Raw genomic sequence first — 17580 nt, forward strand, 5'->3', positions numbered from 1 at the left:
TTCCTGTAATTTGCCCATAAGGAGCACATCCATGGCGCTTATCGATGCCATCCACGCACGCGAGATCCTTGATTCCCGCGGAAACCCGACCGTAGAAGTTGAGGTCCTGCTCTCCGACGGCCAGATCGGCCGTGCAGCAGTTCCCTCCGGTGCTTCCACCGGCGAGCACGAGGCCGTTGAGCTTCGCGACGGCGACAAAGGCCGTTACCTCGGCAAGGGTGTCCAGAAGGCCGTTGACGCCGTCATCGACGAGATCTCCCCGGCCCTGATTGGTTTCGACGCCACTGACCAGCGCAGCATCGACCAGGCCATGATCGACCTCGACGGTACGCCCAACAAGGGCAAGCTCGGCGCCAACGCCATCCTGGGTGTTTCCCTGGCCGTTGCCAACGCTGCCGCAGCTTCCGCTGACCTGCCGCTCTACAAGTACTTGGGTGGCCCGAACGCCCACGTCCTGCCCGTTCCCCTGATGAACATCCTCAACGGTGGCTCCCACGCCGACTCCGATGTGGACATCCAGGAATTCATGATCGCCCCGATTGGTGCCGAGACCTTCTCCGAGGGCCTGCGCTGGGGCGTTGAGGTCTACCACAACCTCAAGGCTGTCCTCCAGGAAAAGGGCCTCTCCACTGGCCTCGGCGACGAAGGTGGCTTCGCCCCCAACCTGCCGTCCAACCGCGCTGCACTGGACCTGATCCAGGAAGCCATCAAGAACGCCGGCTACACCCCGGGTACGGACATCGCCCTGGCACTGGACGTTGCCTCTTCCGAGTTCTACAAGGACGGTGCTTACCAGTTCGAGGGCAAGGCACTTTCCGCCACCGAGATGAGCGCCTACTACGCTGAGCTCGTTGCCGACTACCCGCTGGTTTCCATTGAAGACCCGCTGGACGAGAACGACTGGGAAGGCTGGAAGACCCTCACCGACACCATCGGTGACAAGGTCCAGCTGGTGGGCGACGACCTCTTCGTCACCAACCCGGTCCGCCTGCAGCAGGGCATCGAGACGGCCACGGCCAACTCCCTGCTGGTCAAGGTCAACCAGATCGGTTCCCTGACCGAGACGCTGGACGCCGTTTCCCTGGCCCAGCGCTCCGGTTACACCACCATCACCTCGCACCGCTCCGGCGAAACCGAGGACACCACTATTGCTGACATCGCCGTTGCCACCAACGCGGGCCAGATCAAGACCGGTGCCCCGGCCCGCTCCGAGCGCGTTGCCAAGTACAACCAGCTGCTGCGCATCGAAGAAGAACTCGACGACGCCGCACGCTACGCCGGCCGCAGCGCGTTCCCGCGTTTCAAGGGCTAGCCTTCAGCGAAAACACGTAACCGGTGGCTATGGTGGAAAGACCATGGCCACCGGTTCTGTTTAACGCGGGCCAGGTCAACAACAGCAAGCGCAGCAACCCGCCAGGCAAGCACCGGGCATTACAGGAGTGTCATGGCCACCCGTCGTCCAAAGGTCCCCAGGGCGGACGCACTGGGCCCCTCCAGTGCAGGCCGTTCCTCCGGTGCGGGCCGCCCCGCCGGCGAAACCAGGGCTACCGGCGCCAGTCCGCGGACTGCTGCCAAAGGCACCGCGGGTGCAGGGACGACTGGTTCAGCTTCCGGTAGCGGCGATGTCATCAAAGCCGAGTTTGGTGGCCCACAGATTACCGCCAAAACCTCGACGCCGGCAGGCGGCACCAAAGCACCCGCCGCCGGCAGGGAAGCCGCTGGTCTGAAGACTCCCACGGCGGGCAAAACCACCGGCAGTACGGCAACTGGCAAGACCACCGGCAAGAAGCCAACCGTGGGCCCATCGAAGCCCGTGGACAAGACTTCCGGCAAGCCGGGCGCCAAGGCCAATGCTGAACATGATGTGGATCCAGTACCGGCCAAAGCGTTCTCCGGCAGGATGCTGGCGCTGGCAGTGGTCATGATTGCGATCACCATTATGCTGGCCCCCACCGTGAAGATTTTCCTGGAGAAGCGCGCCGAAATTTCGGCCTTGGAGGCCGAAATTGCAGGACGGAAAGCAGAGCAGACCGAGCTCAACAAGCAGCTTTCCCGGTGGCAGGACCCCAACTACGTGAAACAACAGGCCCGCGACCGCATTAACATGGTTATGCCGGGTGAAACGGGTTACTGGGTGTTTGGGGGAGAAGAAGCCGCCGGCACGCCGGGTGGCCGCACCGGCTCCGGATCGTCTGCAAACCCGGAGAATCTGCCCTGGGTGGATGCTCTTTGGGAGTCAATCAGACGATCGGCAACTGACTAGACGCGGTGCCCACCGCCGTCGTGTCCGCAGTGGACACGGCAACAAGGGCAGGAAGGGTGGCAGCGAAGTGGAAGAGAACACGGCAGCCGTGCCGCAGGAATCCCGCCAGCCATCAGCACATGATCTTGAGGTCCTCAGCCGCCAGCTCGGCCGGCCGGTTCGGGATGTCGTTGAGATCCCTGCACGGTGTGTCTGCGGCAATCCGCTGGTGGCGGCTACTGCACCGCGGCTCAGCAACGGAACACCGTTTCCCACCACGTTCTACCTGACCCACCCCGTTATCACCTCCGCGGTGTCGCGGTTGGAAGCGGGCGGGCTCATGAACGAGATGAATCACCGCCTCACGGCCGAACCGGACCTGGCGGGCGCCTACCACAGCGCCCACGAGGCCTACCTCCAGGCCCGCAATGACATCGCCGGCCGTTCCGGAACCGGGGCTGTCCCTGAAATCGACGGCATCTCCGCCGGCGGCATGCCAACACGGGTGAAGTGCCTCCATGTACTGGTAGGGCATTCCCTGGCTGCAGGGCCGGGGGTCAACCCGTTGGGAGACGAAGCCCTGGACGCCATCACGGAGTGGTGGACCAAGGACCGTTGCTACTGCGATGGCGCGTGGGACACTTCCGGTGAGGCACCCTCCCGGGACCTGAGCCGGCACGGGCCGCAGGGGCTGCCGGAGATGGTGGGCCGCCCGGCACCGGTTCGCAAACCGAAGACGGATACCCCGGTCCATGAGGAAGGCACTGCATGAGCCGCGTTGCAGCGATCGACTGCGGAACCAACTCCATCCGCCTCCTCATCGCCGATGTTTCAGCACACGGCGCACCGGGCCCGCTGGCCGACGTCGTGCGTGAAATGCGCGTGGTTCGGCTCGGCCAAGGTGTCGATGCCACCGGCGAGCTTGCACCTGAGGCTTTGGAACGCACGTTCGCAGCAACACGCGACTACGCCGAACTCATCAAGGTGCACGGCGCCGGGCGAGTCCGTTTCGCGGCGACGTCCGCCACCCGTGACGCCCGCAACCGGCAGGTTTTCGTGGACGGCATCCGGGATCTCCTGGGTGTTGAGCCTGAGGTCATTTCCGGGGACGAGGAAGCCGCGCTGTCCTTCGTCGGGGCCAGCAGCGTCCTGCCGGCCATGGGGGAGGACCCCATCCTGGTGGTGGACCTCGGTGGCGGCAGCACTGAGTTCGTCCTGGGCGACTCCACTGGCGTCATCGCAGCACGCTCGGTGGACATCGGCTGCGTGCGGCTCACGGAACGCCACCTTCGCAGCGATCCGCCCACCGCTGCGCAAATCGCGGCGGCAGAGGCCGACGTCGACGCCGCACTTGATCTTGCCGCGCAGACGGTACCGCTGGACCGCGCCACGGCCGTGGTGGGCGTTGCGGGTTCCATCACCACCATCACCGCGCACGCGCTGGGACTGAGTGAATACCAGCCGAACCGGATCCACGGTGCGTCACTGGATCTCGAAACCATCACCGACGCATGCACCAACCTGCTGGAAATGACGCGGGACGAGCGCGCAGCGCTTCCGTACATGCATCCGGGCCGCGTGGACGTTATCGGCGCCGGCGCCTTGGTGTGGCGCCGGATCCTGGACCGCCTGGCCAATGTCAGCAGTGGCAGGATCGCCACCGCCGTCTCCAGCGAGCATGACATCCTGGACGGCATTGCCCTCAGCATCCGGGACGCCGAATGACGTTGCGTTTTCGCCGTACCCTCTCCGCTGCCCTTGCCACAGTCTTGGCAGGCGGGGCGCTGGCGGGTGCGTTGGTGACGGCTCCTGCCGCCACTGCAGACGCGTGGCGCGACAAAGAGTTCTGGCTCAAGGATTCGGGTGTCACCAACGCCTGGCAGGTATCCAAGGGTGCCGGCGTCAAGGTGGCGATCATCGACAGCGGCATTGACGGAAACCACCCGGACCTCAAAGGCGTAGTGGTGGGCGGGACGGACGTGTCGGGAGCGGGAGCACCCAACGGGCAAAAGAGTATTGGTGCCAAGACCGAACACGGGACCCTGGTTGCCACGATGCTCGCCGGGCGCGGCCACACCACCCCCACGGCCTCGCCTTCACCAACAGCGTCAGCGACCCCTCCGGGGCCACCCACGGTCCCTCCCGCCGGGGGCCCGGACGGGATCACCGGTGTAGCTCCCGAAGCGCAAATCCTGGCAGTCTCCACCTGGCTCGGATCACCCAACCCGGGCGGCAAAACGGATCAGGAGCAGATTCCGGACGCCGTGCGCTGGGCCGTGGACAACGGCGCCAAGGTCATCAACATCTCCTTGGGCAGTACCTCGCCGGACTGGCCGCAGAGCTGGGACGCGGCGTTCCTTTATGCAGAGCAGAAGGACGTGGTGATCGTCGCCGCCGCCGGTAACCGCGTGGGCGGCAACGTGCAGGTCGGAGCCCCGGCGACCATTCCCGGTGTCCTGACCGTCGCCGGACTCGACGGTGAGGGGCGCGCCAGCGTCGATTCCTCGTCACAGGGCATCAGCATCGGCGTCGCCGCGCCGGCCGAGAAGCTGGTAGGCGGCATCCCCGGCGGCGGATACGCCGAATGGGCGGGAACGTCCGGTGCTGCCCCCATCGTTTCCGGTGTGGCCGCCCTCATCCGTTCCAAATGGCCGGAGATGAGTGCCAACCAGGTCATCAACAGAATAGTGAGCACGGCCAAGGACGCGGGAGCTCCGGGCAAGGATCCCCTCTACGGCTACGGCATCCTTAACGCCGAGGCTGCCCTTAAGGACGATGTGGCTGCCACCAGCAGCAACCCGCTGGGTTCCATCGCTGACTGGATCCGCGTCCACCGCCGGGGAGATTTCAGCGAGCCGTCGCAGGCTCCGGTGGCGAGCCCCACCAGCGCAGCACCCACGCTCGCCGATCCGACTGTCCCGGCAGCGAAGACGCCGGCGACCGTCGACGACGCCCTGCCGGCCGCCGTCGTGCTTGGTTTTGGAGCCTTGTTCCTTGCCCTGGTGACGGGCGCCGCGATCCAGTTGCGGAGGGTCTCCAAAAACGCGCCAGCGGTGGCCGAGGAGGCCGAAACGGGCGCGCTCCTCAAAGTGGATCCGCCCGCCCGGACGTAGTTAGTGAAGATTTTCACAAAGTACTGTACTCTGGACTCATGGCAACCACCCCAGAGCTCATTGACCGTCCCCGGGTTCTCGTCGTCGGCGGCGGCTACGTCGGCCTGTACGTAGCCCTCAAACTGCAGAAGAAGATCGCGAACGCCGGCGGCATCGTCACCGTCGTTGATCCACTGCCGTACATGACCTACCAGCCCTTCCTCCCGGAAGTAGCCGGTGGCAACATTGAGGCACGCCACGCCGTCGTCTCCCACCGTCAGCACCTGAAGCAGACTGAGCTCATCCAGGGCCGCGTCACCAGCATTGACCACGCCAACCGGACCGCGGTCATCGCCCCGTCCGACGGCGGCGACAACTTCGAAATCCCGTACTTCGATGTCGTCATCGCAGCAGGCGCCATTACCCGTACCTTCCCCATCAAGGGCCTCGCGGACAAGGGCATTGGCCTGAAGACCATCGAGGAAGCCGTTGCACTGCGCAACAAGGTGCTGGAGCGCATTGAAGCTGCTTCCACCATGACCGACCCCGCAGAGCGCGCCAAGGCACTGACCTTCGTAGTGGTCGGTGGCGGCTTCGCCGGCATCGAGTGCCTCACCGAAATGGAAGACCTCGCCCGCGCCGCGGTCCGCAACAACCCGCGCATCCGCCAGGAAGAAGTCCGCTTCATCCTGGTCGAAGCCATGGGCCGCATCATGCCCGAGGTCACTGCCTCGCAGGCCGAGTGGGTTGTGGAGCACCTCCGCAGCCGTGGCATCGAAGTACTCCTCAACACTTCCCTTGACAGCGCCGAAGGCAACCTCAAGCTGATCAACCTCCCGGACAAGACCCCGGCTCAGGAAGTTGAAGCAGACACCCTGGTATGGGCTGCCGGCGTGCAGGCCAACCCGATGATCCGCTCCACGGACTTCCCGCTGGAACCCCGTGGCCGTGTGCGCGTCCTCCCGGACCTGCGCATCGCAGGCGACGAAGGCATCGTGGAGAACGCCTGGGCTGCCGGCGACATCGCTGCTGTTCCGGACCTCACGGGCAAGGGCCTGCCGGACGGCACCTGCGTCCCCAACGCCCAGCACGCCCTTCGCCAGGCCAAGAAGCTTGCCAAGAACCTGTGGGCTTCCCGCTGGGACAAGCCGCTGCACGACTACAAGCACAAGAACCTTGGTGCTGTGGCCGGCTTCGGCGAGTGGAAGGGTGTTGCCAACATCAACCTGCTCGGCCGCATCGGCCTCAAGGGCGGCCTCGCCTGGCTGGCGCACCGTGGTTACCACGGCATGGCCATGCCCACGGTGGAGCGCAAGTTCCGCGTGGTCTTCGGCTGGATCCTGGCCTTCTTCGCCGGCCGCGACACCACTCAGCTGATCGACCTCGACAACCCGCGCGGCGCGTTCGTAGCCGCTGCGACGCCGGCTCCCAAGCCCGCAGCTGCTCCGGCACCTGCTCCGGTGGAAGCCAAGCCGGTTGCCGAGGAAGTCAAGACTCCGGTAACTGCTGACGCCAAGTAGTCCACGCACGACGGCGGTCGCTCCCTGTGAGGGGAGTGGCCGCCGTCGACGTTTAAGCAGGTGTGCTCACCTCGGTGCCGGGTTGCTGGGCCCCTAGACTGTTGCCATGTCCGGCGAAACCGATCTGAAGACACTCCTGGAATCCCTTCACCCCGTAGCCCGCGATGGCGACTACGTCTACGCCCTATGGCCGCACGGCAAACCGCTGGAGGGCGGGATCGAGGCGGCTGTCCGCGAGGCGGAGGGCCTTACGGTAGTCCTCCGCCGGGACGAGGCTGACTCGCTGGGTCTCAGCTATGACTTCGTGGCCACGTGGATCACGCTCCAGGTCCACTCGGCGCTCGAAGCGGTGGGTCTCACAGCTGCCGTGAGCGCCGCGCTGACCCACGCGGGAATCAGCTGCAACGTCCTGGCGGGCTTCCATCACGACCACCTCCTGGTGCCTTCCGCCGACGCGGGCCGGGCCATGGATGTGCTCCGGCTTTTGGGTAAAGGTCTGGTGCTCAGAAGTGAGCGTCCCGAGGACCGCGCCGAGATCCTGGACCTGACGGCCCAGGCCTTCTCCATCTCGCCGGTAACCGGTGAGCCCGTGGAAGGCGTGCCGATTGAAGTAGGCCTGTTGCGCAAGCTTTTTGGGTGCCCTGAGTATCTTCCGGAGTTCAGTATCGTCGCCGAAATGGGTGGGGAGATTGTGGGTCATGCCATCAGCACCCGGGGTTGGATCGGTGACCTGGAACTCATAGCCCTTGGCCCCATCGGCGTGCTTCCCCATTTTCAGAAGCGCGGGGTCGGTTCAGCCTTGATGCGCGAGACCGCGGCCCGTGCCACAGCCGCAGGGGAGCCCGGCATTGCCCTGCTCGGCAGCCCCCTGTACTACCCGCGCTTCGGTTACGTGCCGGCAACCTCTGTGGGTGTGCAACCGCCGGAGGCGATGTGGGGCGATCACTTCCAGTTGTTGGCGCTTCCCGGATGGCCCGACGACGTCCGCGGCACCTTCCGCTACGCCGGGCCATTCAATGAGCTATAGCTGGGATACCATGGTGCGGGCGCCCCAGTAGCCCAATTGGCAGAGGCAGCGGACTTAAAATCCGCGTGTTGTGGGTTCGAGTCCCACCTGGGGCACACACGAAAAAGCCTCCGAAATCCCTTGCGAACCAAGGGGATTCGGGGGCTTTGCCGGTGCCTCGGGTTCGGCGCGCCAAGAGGGCCTTGGTGGCCTGTCTGGTGGTTGGCTGCCCCGCCGGAATCGCTTCCGCTGTGCCCAAGAGGATCCTCCGCGGAAATTCCCAGCCGGCTCGTAGATTCCCCACAGGCAACGAGTGTTATAGGGATGTGACCTGAATCACTTATGTTCGCCGCCCAATTGCATTAGTTTGAGTCTTAATCAGGAACACCTGAGTAATCGCATCAAAGGCAGTTCGCACCTTTCGATCGAGGAGACAACGCATGTTTGATCTTTCCCCAGCGGCGCCCCGAGCCGCCAAGCTAACAGCGCTTGGCATTGGGGTCGCTCTCTTGGCCACGGCTTGTGGTGGGTCTTCGACCCCTACCCAGACCGGGTCTTCCTCCGCCGCGGCCGCAGGCATTTCCTGCCCGGCTCCCAGCGGCGGGGCGGGAGCCGGCAACAGCCAGGCTGCCACCAACACGGGACCAGTACCTCCCTCGACCACCACCACTGACGCCCCACTGAAACTTGGATCGCTCCTGCCGACGACGGGGTCGCTGGCGTTCCTTGGCCCGCCCGAAATTGCCGGCGTCAACCTCGGCATCAAGGAAGTCAACGACGCCGGTGGCGTGCTCGGCGCGCCTGTCTCCGTTGTCCACCGCGACTCCGGTGATACCAAGACGGACATCGCCACCCAGTCCACCACCGCCCTCCTGGGCCAGGGCGTGAGCGCCGTCATCGGTGCTGCATCCTCCGGCGTTTCCAAGACGGTCATCAACCAGATCACGGGCGCCGGTGTCATCCACTTCTCGCCCGCCAACACCTCGCCTGACTTCACCACGTGGGACGACAAGGGCCTCTACTGGCGAACTGCACCGTCCGACGTCCTGCAGGGCAAGGTCCTTGGCAACTACATGGCTACCTGTGGAGCACAGACCGTTGGCATGATCGTTCTGAACGACGCTTACGGAACCGGTCTCCAGAAGAACGTCAAGGAAGCCTTCGAGGCAGCCGGCGGCAAGGTTGTTGCTGAGGAACTCTTCAACGAGGGCGACTCCCAGTTCAGCAGCCAGGTGGACAAGGTCCTCGCAGCCAAGCCGGATGCGATCGCACTGATCACCTTCGACCAAGCCAAGAGCATCGTCCCCCTGATCACCGGCAAGGGCATCAAGCCCACGCAGCTGTTCATGGTTGACGGCAACACCTCCGATTACAGCAAGGACTTCCAGGCCGGCACCATGAAGGGCGCACAGGGAACCATTCCCGGTACGTTCGCCAAGGACGACTTCAAGAAGAAGCTCCTCGCCATCGATCCCGCCCTGAAGGATTACAGCTACGCAGGCGAGTCCTACGACGCCGTGAACCTGATCTCGCTGGCCTCCGAGGCCGCCAAGAGCACCAAGGGCACGGAAATCGCAGCCAAGCTGAAGGAAGTCTCTGAAGGCGGCGAGAAATGCACCACCTTCGCAGCCTGTGTCACGTTGCTCCGCGAAGGCAAGGACATCGACTACGACGGCCAGTCCGGTCCGGTCACGTTCTCCGACGCTGGTGACCCCACCGAGGCATACATCGGCATCTACGAATACCAGGATGACAACACCTACAAGCCGGTCCGTGAAGAGTTCGGCAAGCTCTAAGCCGCAGCTGATCTGAACCGCAGTCGGTAACAGGCCCCCTTCCTCATCTGGAAGGGGGCCTGTTCTGTGCTTGGCCTGTTCTCTGCTGGGCTGCGATCGCTATCCGCCGCGATCGTTACCCGCCGAAGGGGAGGAACCCTTCAAGGACCCGGGTCACCATTTCCACGCCCTGACGCTCAAAGACTGCGTCACCCACGTGGTGTGCCCACACCACTGTGCCCACTGACTGGTTGAGGTTCTCCAGCGTCCACAGGTGGTGCTCCTGCTCAGTGGTGACAACCTTGCCCAAACCCTCATGGCAGCGGCAAGCTTTGGCTGAGCGAGCAGCTGCTGGTGGCTGAGCCGGACCAGGTCATGAACCCAGGGGCGAAGCTCAGCACGGCCAAAATCGATCACCTTGATCAGTCCGTCGTCGTCCAGCCAATTCCTGGGCTGGTAATCGCCATGGGTTGTCACGAGCGCGGCAGGTCCCGGCTCCAGCGCATCAAGGGTATCTTGCAGCCTTCTCTGCGTCTCCGCGGGCAGGAGGCCGTGGGCGCGTTGAATGAGGGAGCCCGTCCTGGCAGCCAGTGCCCTTGCGTAGCTGCGTGAGGATCCCGCCGGCAGGTGCATCCTGGAGAGCAGCACGCCTGCGTCGCGGTACGTCCTGGGATCGGACTCGGAAGAGGTTCCGGCCACCAGGGTCCCGGGCAAGTACCCGGTGACCAGGAGGCCTGCCTCAGGCGCCGCGTGCCTCAGGGTGGGTACCCTGCCGTGCAGCCCTGGCAGGCCCCGCGAGTAGGCTGCAATTTCCCGCCGGATGTGGTGGCTCGTGGTGCTGGCTTTGACGATGTACTCCTGGCCATCCGGGGCAGCGACCTGAAGGACGGTGGTGTCCTGGAGGGGCCATGAGTGGTCACGAACCACGGTGAAGCTACCAAGCCATGACGAGAGGAGGTTTTGCTGCAGTTCCGTGATGGTTGCCGTCATCAGTCCAGCATGCCATTGGGTGTCATTCCGCATTGGCTGAAGTGTCCAACCGGTCTATCCAAGGTCCCGAGCACTTGGTAGGAGTATGTCTTAAACAGCGGAAGACCCCGGGTGTTGTCCCGGGGCCTTCCGTGGTGTGTGGATGCGGTGCTTAGACCTCGTCCGCCAGGGTGCCCAGATAGAGCTGAATGACCTTGGGGTCCTTCATGAGCTCACGGCCGGTACCCGTGTACGCGTCCTTGCCCTGGTCCAGCACGTAGCCGCGGTCGCAGATCTGCAGGCAGCGGCGGGCGTTCTGTTCCACCATGATGACCGAGACACCAGCACGGTTGATCTCATGGACCCTGAGGAAGGTTTCGTCCTGTTTGACGGGGGAGAGGCCTGCCGACGGCTCGTCGAGTAGCAGGACGGCCGGGTCCATCATGAGCGCCCGGCCCATGGCCACCATCTGGCGTTCACCGCCGGAGAGTGACCCCGCCCGCTGGGCGCGACGCTTTGCCAGTTCCGGGAAAAGGCTGGTCACAAAGTCAAAGCGCTCAGCGAAGGCCTTGGGACGCTGGAACATGCCCATCTGGAGGTTCTCTTCGATGGTCAGTGCAGCGAACACGTTGTTGGTCTGCGGGACGAAGCCGACGCCCTGGGTGACCAGCTTGTTGGCTTTCAAGCCCGTGAGATCCTGGCCCCGGACCACCACGGTGCCGGAGTGGACCTTCACCAGGCCGAACATGGCCTTCAGCAAGGTGGACTTGCCGGCGCCGTTGGGGCCGATGATGCCGATCAACTCACCCTTGCGGGCCTCGATGCTGCAGCCGTTAAGGATGTTGACGCCGGGAATGTACCCGGCTACGAGGTTGGTGACTTTGACGACGGAATCGCCTGCCGGAGCATCTGCTGAGGCGGGCATTGCGGCGGGGCTGCTCATTTCCCATCCTCCTTCTTGGTTTCAACGATGTCGGACAGGATGCCGGCGTCCTCAGTACCCACCACCGACTCTTCGTCGGCCTCGAGCTCTGCCTCAAGCACCTTAATACCCTCTGCGTCTCCGAGGTCGACGTCGTGGTGGGCGCCAAGGTAGGCGTCGATGACGGCAGGGTTCTTCATGACTTCGCCCGGAGGGCCTTCAGCCACCACCTTGCCTTCGGCCATGACCACAACCCAGTCCGCGATATGCCGGACCATGTTCATGTCGTGTTCTACGAAGAGCACGGTCATGCCTTCAGCCTTCAGGTTCTTGATGTGGTCCAGCAGTGACTGCGTCAGCGCCGGGTTCACGCCGGCCATGGGCTCATCGAGCATCACCAGCTTGGGCCGCACCATCAGGGAACGTGCCATTTCCAGCAGCTTCCGCTGGCCACCCGAGAGGGACGCAGCGTAGTCGTCCTTCTTGGAATCCAGCTTGAACTTCTCCAACAGCACGTTGGCCTGGGCCGTGATTTCCTTCTCGCGGCCTCCCCACATGCCCTTGAACAGGGCCTTGGAGAGTCGTTCGCCGGGCTGGTCCGCTGCGCCGAGCCGCATGTTCTCCATGACGGTCAGCTTGCCCATCACCTTGGTCAGCTGGAACGTGCGCACCATGCCCATGCGTGCCACCTTGTAGGAGGAAACGCCTGCCAGGCTGTTGCCCTCGAACTGCCACTTGCCCGTATTGGGAGTGTCAAAGCCCGTGAGCAGGTTGAACAGGGTGGTCTTGCCGGCGCCATTGGGACCGATCAAAGCGGTAATCTTGTGGCGCGGAATCTCGAGGTACTCGACGTCCACTGCGTTGATGCCGCCAAAGGACCGGGTGACGTCCTCTGCCACCACAATGGGATCGCGCTTCTTGCAGCCGGGGGTGTTTTCCCCGACGGCGATGGGCCGCGAATCGGTCATGTAGTCGATATTTTCGGTATTGCGTTCGTTGGTCTCACTCATGCGAAAGCAAGCTCCTTCTTATTGCCGAAGACGCCTTGCGGGCGGAAGATCATCAGGAGCATCAGCGCGACACCCACCAGGATGTAGCGCAACTGGCCGGCCTGGACGGTGGTCAGCCAGGTGACTGCCCCTGATTCGATAAGGCCGTAGAGCAGGCTCTGGGTCAGGGACAGGACAACCCAGAAGATCATGGCTCCGATGACCGGCCCCAGGACAGTGGCCATGCCACCGAGGAGGAGGCAGGTCCACAGGAAGAACGTCAGTTCCGTGCCGTAGTTGGACGGCTGGACAGCGCCGCGGGGGAGCGTGAAGATCATGCCCGCCAAAGCGCCCAGCACACCACCGATGATCAGCGCCTGCATCTTGTAGGCGTAGACGTTCTTACCGAGCGAGCGGACAGCATTCTCGTCTTCGCGGATGCCCTTCAGGACACGGCCCCACGGGCTGCGCATGAGGAGCCACACCAGCACGCAGCACACGATCACGAGTCCCCAGCCGGCTACGCGGATGAAGAAGTCTCGGTTGTTCATGCCCATGTAGGACCCCTCGGGGAAGGGATTCATGGCGTAGAACGTGTTCTCGAATGCTGCCAAACCGTTGGCCGAGCCCGTGACGCTGGTGAGCTGGTTGGTGGTGACTACGTAGCGGACAATTTCCGCCGCTGCGATGGTGACAATAGCCAGGTAGTCGGCGCGTAGCCGGAGGGTGGGAATACCGAGGATGAAGGCGAAAACCACCGAGCAGAGAATGGAAATGATCAGTGCAAGGAAGAACGGAGCGTCGAAGCTCAGGGTAGAGATGGCGAAACCGTAGGCACCAACCGCCATAAAGCCGGCCTGGCCGAAGTTCAGCAGGCCTGAGTAGCCGAAGTGAACCGCAAGGCCCAAAGCGGCAAGTGCGTACGCCGCCGTCGTCGGACTGAATAATTCGCCAAGGGCGCTGGAGAAAATGAATCCGAAGTCCATGGCCCGCTCCTAACCCACACGCTCACGCCGGCCGAGGATACCCTGCGGTCGGAACAGAAGAACAACAATCATGATGAACAGTGCACCGACGTACTTGAGGTCGGCGGGAAGGCCGAACACAGTAGTCAGTTCCACGAAGATGCCGACGACGATCGAGCCGATCAAGGCGCCGAAGACGGTTCCCAAACCACCGAGTGTCACGCCGGCGAAGATGAGAAGCAGGATCTGCGAGCCCATGTCGAAGGTGACGCCCGGACGGTAGTACGCCCACAGGATGCCACCGAGGGAGGCGAGGACGCCGCCAACGATCCAGACGATGCGGATGACTGAGTCGACGTCGATGCCGGAGGCAGCTGCCAGTGCCGGGTTGTCCGCTACAGCGCGGGTTGCCTTGCCCAAACGGGTCTTCAGCAGGACGATGCCGATCAAGGCGATGACCACGGCGCTGATGACCAGCGACCACAGGTTGTTCGGGGAGATGGATACAGGCCCTATCTGGATTTCCGCGCTTTGCGCGCCGGGCAGCTGCTGGGTTGCTCCACCGAAGAAGAACTGGATGACGTAGCGGATGGCCAAGGCCAGGCCAATGCTGACGATCATCATGGGAACGAGGCCGGAGCCGCGCTTCCGCAGTGGACGCCAGAGTCCGGCGTCCTGGACGTAGCCGAAGAGCCCGCCACCTATCAATGCCAGCAGGATCGCCAGCCAGAAGGGGAGTCCGAATCCGTTGAACATGAAGACGAGGACGGCGCCCAACGTCACCATCTCGCCGTGGGCGAAGTTGGTCAGGCCCGTGGTTCCGAAGATCAGGGACAGGCCCACGGAGGCAAGGGCAAGAAGGAGGCCAAAGCTCAGGCCCGCTACCAGGCGGTTGAGGAGGTTCTGGCCAAAGTCCTGCTGTTGGACCACGATGCCCTCACCGAAGGCGAAGATCACCGACAGGTTGGAGGTCTGGCTGAACGTGACATCGCGGGGATTGTCCTGGCCCTCGGCCAGTGCGATGCCCTCCGGCAAGGTGGAGGTGTCCAGCTCGATGGTGTAAGTACCTTGGACGGGGACACCGATGGTCCACGCGCCATTGGCTCCGGAGGTGGCGTCACCTTCGAACCCGTTGCCTGAGGCTTTGATTTTGACGCCGGGTATGGGTGCCCGGGCATCATCGCGGAGGAACCCGCTGATGTTGTTTTGGAATGTCGTCGGTGACGGCGAAGGCGATGGGGTGGTTGCCTGTGCCGAGGGGGCGGCGATCAACAGAGTGGCGATGAGGGCTGCGAACAGCGCCCCCACAACTCTCTGTAGTCCCTTGGACCGTCTGATGGACGGGTCGCGCAGTGTGCTTCTCAAAATGGAAACCTCCACAGTGGGGGTGGTCCCGGCTGCGCCATTGCAGCCGGTGCGAACGGTAAATGGGGCTTGTGAACAGTTCTTGCCTAGCTGCCTCGATTGTGATCTAAGTCACCCATGTGTGGCCTATGTTACCGCTCAGTGGGCTGAATAAATGCCCAGTTCGGGGGTGCAAACATCGCGATCGGATAACAACTGTGAAGCTATAGGCAACTTATGATGTAGCTGTACTTAAGTAAACCTTTGTTGAGTAAGGGTGCTTCTAAACGTTCCGGCGGGTCCCCGCCGCTGCCACTCTGCCGCTTTCGTGTCACGGTTGCGTTTCGTCTGGGTGAACAAGGGAACTTTCCCTGCCACGCGCGCGTGGTAATTGGTACCGTGAATTATCACTTAGCCCTTTTTCAGGAGGACACCCGCAATGGCACTTGGCGGAAACCCAGTCTTCAACGGAAAGAATTTCCGTGGAGCAAAGCAGGCCCCGCCTGTACCGCAGAACCCGTACGGCCAGCAGTTTAACCAGGCACCCGGTCGGGCGCCTGCCCAGGTGATGGATGGCCAGGCCGCGTGGTCTGCCCAGCAGCAGAACATGACCAATGAACAGCTGCAGCAGATGTACAACCAGCCGGCTGCCGGCCCCGCCGACACCGGCCGCATGACCTATGACGACGTCATCATGAAGACTGTCGCCTGCCTCGTGGTCCTGGTGATCGGCGCCGGTGTGACGCTCTTCGTAGCTCCCGCCCTCTCCACCATGCTCATGATCGTTGGCGCACTGGGCGGCTTCGTCCTGGCACTGGTCAACACCTTCAAGAAGCAGCCTTCACCGGCACTGATCCTTGCTTACGCCGGTCTGGAAGGCCTGTTCCTGGGCGGCCTCACCCGCATCCTCGACGGCATGTACCCCGGCGTCGGCCTCCAGGCTGTCATCGGTACGCTGGCAGTCTTCGGCGTCACCCTGGTGCTCTTCAAGAGCGGCAAGGTCCGCGCCACCCCCAAGATGGTGCGTTTCTTCATGATCGCCACTATTGGTTACGCGGTCTTCGCGCTGATCAACATGGTCATGATGTGGACCGGCGCTGTCCAGGAGCCGTTCGGCCTCCGGACCAGCATGGAAATCGCAGGCATCCCGCTGGGTGTCTTCATCGGCATCCTGGCCATCGGCCTGGCAGCTTTCTCGCTGATCATGGACTTCACCAGCATCGAAGAAGGCGTCCGCGCCGGCGCCCCGGAGCGTTACTCCTGGGTTGCAGCCTTCGGCCTCACGGTCACGCTGGTTTGGCTCTACGTCGAAATCATCCGCCTCCTGGCTATCCTGCGAGGCGACGACTAACTGCTGCAGGCCCAACCTGCAAAGTAAGCCAACGCGAAATGCCCCCGATGACTCTTCGGGGGCATTTTTGTGTCCGTGAGGGGCGAGGTCTCGGCTGTAAGCGAAGGCTCAAAGAGGCGAGAGCCAACCCCTCGCGGTCAGCCAACCCCTCGCGGTCAGCTCAGGCGCTCGAAAACCACGGCCATTCCCTGCCCGCCACCAACGCACAGCGTGGCAAGCCCCAGGGTTCCGTCGCGCTCCTTGAGCCCGTTCAGGAGCGTACTGGTCATCCGTGCACCGGTCATGCCAAAGGGGTGTCCCAAGGCGATGGCGCCACCGTGGACGTTGAGCTTGGCAGGGTCGATGCCCAGCTCACGTGCACTTGCCACCACCTGCACGGCGAAGGCTTCGTTAAGCTCCACAAGATCAATGTCGTCCATGGTCAGCCCGGCCAGTGCCAGGGCCCGCCGGGTGGACTCAACGGGGCCCATGCCCATGAGCTCTGGGGAGAGGGCGCTCACTCCGGTGGACACCACCCTGGCCAGTGGTTGCAGGCCAAGCTCGCGGGCCCGGGTATCGCTCATGACCACCACGGCTGCGGCGCCGTCGTTGAGGGGGCACGCGTTTCCGGCGGTGACCGTCCCATTGGAACGGAAGACGGGCTGCAGGGCGGACACTGCTTCAAGGGTCACTCCCGCCCGCGGAGAATCGTCCCGATTCACCACGGTGCCGTCTTTGCGGGTGTAGGGGGTGATGTCGCGGGAGTAGAAGCCGGAGGAGATGGCCGCCTCGGCGCGGTTCTGGCTCAGGACGCCCCACTCATCCTGCTCGGCCCTGCTGATGCCATGGCTGGTGGCAACGTTCTCTGCTGTCTGGCCCATGGAGATGTAGATGTCCGGCAAACGGCCTCCCAATCGGGGATCAGTCCACGGGATATTGGATGCGGCGCGGGACGCCGTGCGTTGGGCCGCCGACTCGAAAAGAGGGTTGTGGTTGGCGGTGTCCGTTTCGCCGGCACCTGCCCAGTTCTGGTAGCGGGATACGCTCTCCACCCCGGCGGAAACGATCGCGTTGGCTTCCCCGGCTTTAATGGCGTGGAAGGCCATCCGCAGCGTCTGCAGACTTGATGCGCAGAAGCGGTTGATGGTGGCTGCCGGTACCCGGTCCATTCCGGCCAGGACGGCCACCACGCGTGCCATGTTGGAGCCGGCTTCCCCGCTGGGTTCGGCGCAGCCCAGAAGGAGGTCGTCCAGCCCCCGACCATCCTCGGCGCCTGGCTCAAACGCCGGAATTTTAGCGAGGGCGGCCTGCACCATGGCGGTGGCGAGATCATCGGGGCGCTCGTCCCTCAGGGCACCTTTGAAGGCGCGGCCAATGGGGCTTCTGGCAGTGGAAACAATGACAGCCTCAGTCATGGCCACAGCTT

Annotated in this window: 15 protein-coding genes and 1 tRNA gene; 10 read left to right on the top strand and 6 right to left on the bottom strand. The window is 63.6% G+C overall.

The features are described from left to right. The first annotated feature begins 31 nt into the window (after positions 1–31). The 9 genes from eno (at position 32) to RQH14_RS10130 (ending at position 9656) form a co-directional block, all read left to right on the top strand. Entirely contained in the window at positions 32–1312 is a 1281-nt protein-coding gene (gene eno / locus RQH14_RS10090) for a phosphopyruvate hydratase (protein ID WP_026542844.1), read from the top strand. 132 nt (positions 1313–1444) lie between these two features. Further along, on the top strand, positions 1445–2263 hold the full coding sequence (locus tag RQH14_RS10095; protein ID WP_311213123.1) for a septum formation initiator family protein: 819 nt from the start codon (positions 1445–1447) through the stop codon (positions 2261–2263). A gap of 67 nt (positions 2264–2330) precedes the next feature. Then, entirely contained in the window at positions 2331–3014 is a 684-nt protein-coding gene (locus RQH14_RS10100; RefSeq protein ID WP_311213124.1) for a DUF501 domain-containing protein, read from the top strand. Continuing rightward, positions 3011–3967 carry a Ppx/GppA phosphatase family protein gene (locus RQH14_RS10105; protein WP_311213125.1) on the top strand — a complete coding sequence of 319 codons (957 nt, stop codon included), beginning with the start codon at positions 3011–3013 and terminating at the stop codon, positions 3965–3967. Before RQH14_RS10100 ends, RQH14_RS10105 begins: the two co-directional genes overlap by 4 nt. After that, positions 3964–5355 carry a S8 family serine peptidase gene (locus RQH14_RS10110; protein ID WP_311213126.1) on the top strand — a complete coding sequence of 464 codons (1392 nt, stop codon included), beginning with the start codon at positions 3964–3966 and terminating at the stop codon, positions 5353–5355. The genes RQH14_RS10105 and RQH14_RS10110 overlap by 4 nt, the downstream gene beginning before the upstream one ends. A gap of 38 nt (positions 5356–5393) precedes the next feature. Further along, on the top strand, positions 5394–6854 hold the full coding sequence (locus RQH14_RS10115) for an FAD-dependent oxidoreductase (protein WP_311213127.1): 1461 nt from the start codon (positions 5394–5396) through the stop codon (positions 6852–6854). A 106-nt stretch (positions 6855–6960) separates the two neighbouring features. Continuing rightward, positions 6961–7881 carry an N-acetyltransferase gene (locus RQH14_RS10120; RefSeq protein ID WP_311213128.1) on the top strand — a complete coding sequence of 307 codons (921 nt, stop codon included), beginning with the start codon at positions 6961–6963 and terminating at the stop codon, positions 7879–7881. 21 nt (positions 7882–7902) lie between these two features. After that, a tRNA-Leu gene (locus RQH14_RS10125) sits at positions 7903–7976 on the top strand. A gap of 324 nt (positions 7977–8300) precedes the next feature. Further along, positions 8301–9656, top strand: coding sequence for an ABC transporter substrate-binding protein (locus RQH14_RS10130; RefSeq protein ID WP_311213129.1), 1356 nt, complete (start codon positions 8301–8303; stop codon positions 9654–9656). A gap of 153 nt (positions 9657–9809) precedes the next feature. Here the strand turns inward: RQH14_RS10130 and RQH14_RS10135 are convergent, their stop codons facing one another. The 5 genes from RQH14_RS10135 to RQH14_RS10155 form a co-directional block, all read right to left on the bottom strand. Continuing rightward, entirely contained in the window at positions 9810–10625 is an 816-nt protein-coding gene (locus tag RQH14_RS10135) for an aminoglycoside phosphotransferase family protein (RefSeq protein WP_311213130.1), read from the bottom strand. A 151-nt stretch (positions 10626–10776) separates the two neighbouring features. Next, complete coding sequence (locus tag RQH14_RS10140) at positions 10777–11547, bottom strand: ABC transporter ATP-binding protein (protein WP_311213131.1); 771 nt, start codon at positions 11545–11547, stop codon at positions 10777–10779. After that, entirely contained in the window at positions 11544–12536 is a 993-nt protein-coding gene (locus RQH14_RS10145; RefSeq protein WP_311213132.1) for an ABC transporter ATP-binding protein, read from the bottom strand. Before RQH14_RS10145 ends, RQH14_RS10140 begins: the two co-directional genes overlap by 4 nt. After that, positions 12533–13501 carry a branched-chain amino acid ABC transporter permease gene (locus RQH14_RS10150; protein ID WP_311213133.1) on the bottom strand — a complete coding sequence of 323 codons (969 nt, stop codon included), beginning with the start codon at positions 13499–13501 and terminating at the stop codon, positions 12533–12535. The genes RQH14_RS10145 and RQH14_RS10150 overlap by 4 nt, the downstream gene beginning before the upstream one ends. Before the next feature lie 9 nt (positions 13502–13510). Then, positions 13511–14845 (bottom strand): branched-chain amino acid ABC transporter permease, encoded by a 1335-nt coding sequence (locus RQH14_RS10155; protein ID WP_311213134.1) that lies wholly within the window; start codon positions 14843–14845, stop codon positions 13511–13513. A 418-nt stretch (positions 14846–15263) separates the two neighbouring features. On the opposite strand from RQH14_RS10155, the gene RQH14_RS10160 reads away from it, so the two are divergent. Further along, entirely contained in the window at positions 15264–16175 is a 912-nt protein-coding gene (locus tag RQH14_RS10160; protein ID WP_311213135.1) for a Bax inhibitor-1/YccA family protein, read from the top strand. 155 nt (positions 16176–16330) lie between these two features. On the opposite strand, the gene RQH14_RS10165 is transcribed toward RQH14_RS10160, so the two are convergent. Continuing rightward, a complete protein-coding gene (locus RQH14_RS10165; protein WP_311213136.1) occupies positions 16331–17569 on the bottom strand; it encodes an acetyl-CoA C-acetyltransferase in 1239 nt (412 codons plus the stop codon). Between the last annotated feature and the right edge of the window lie 11 nt (positions 17570–17580).

Origin of the sequence: Arthrobacter sp. WCS2018Hpa-7 (assembly GCF_031843805.1) — a bacterium.
GTDB lineage: Bacteria > Actinomycetota > Actinomycetes > Actinomycetales > Micrococcaceae > Arthrobacter.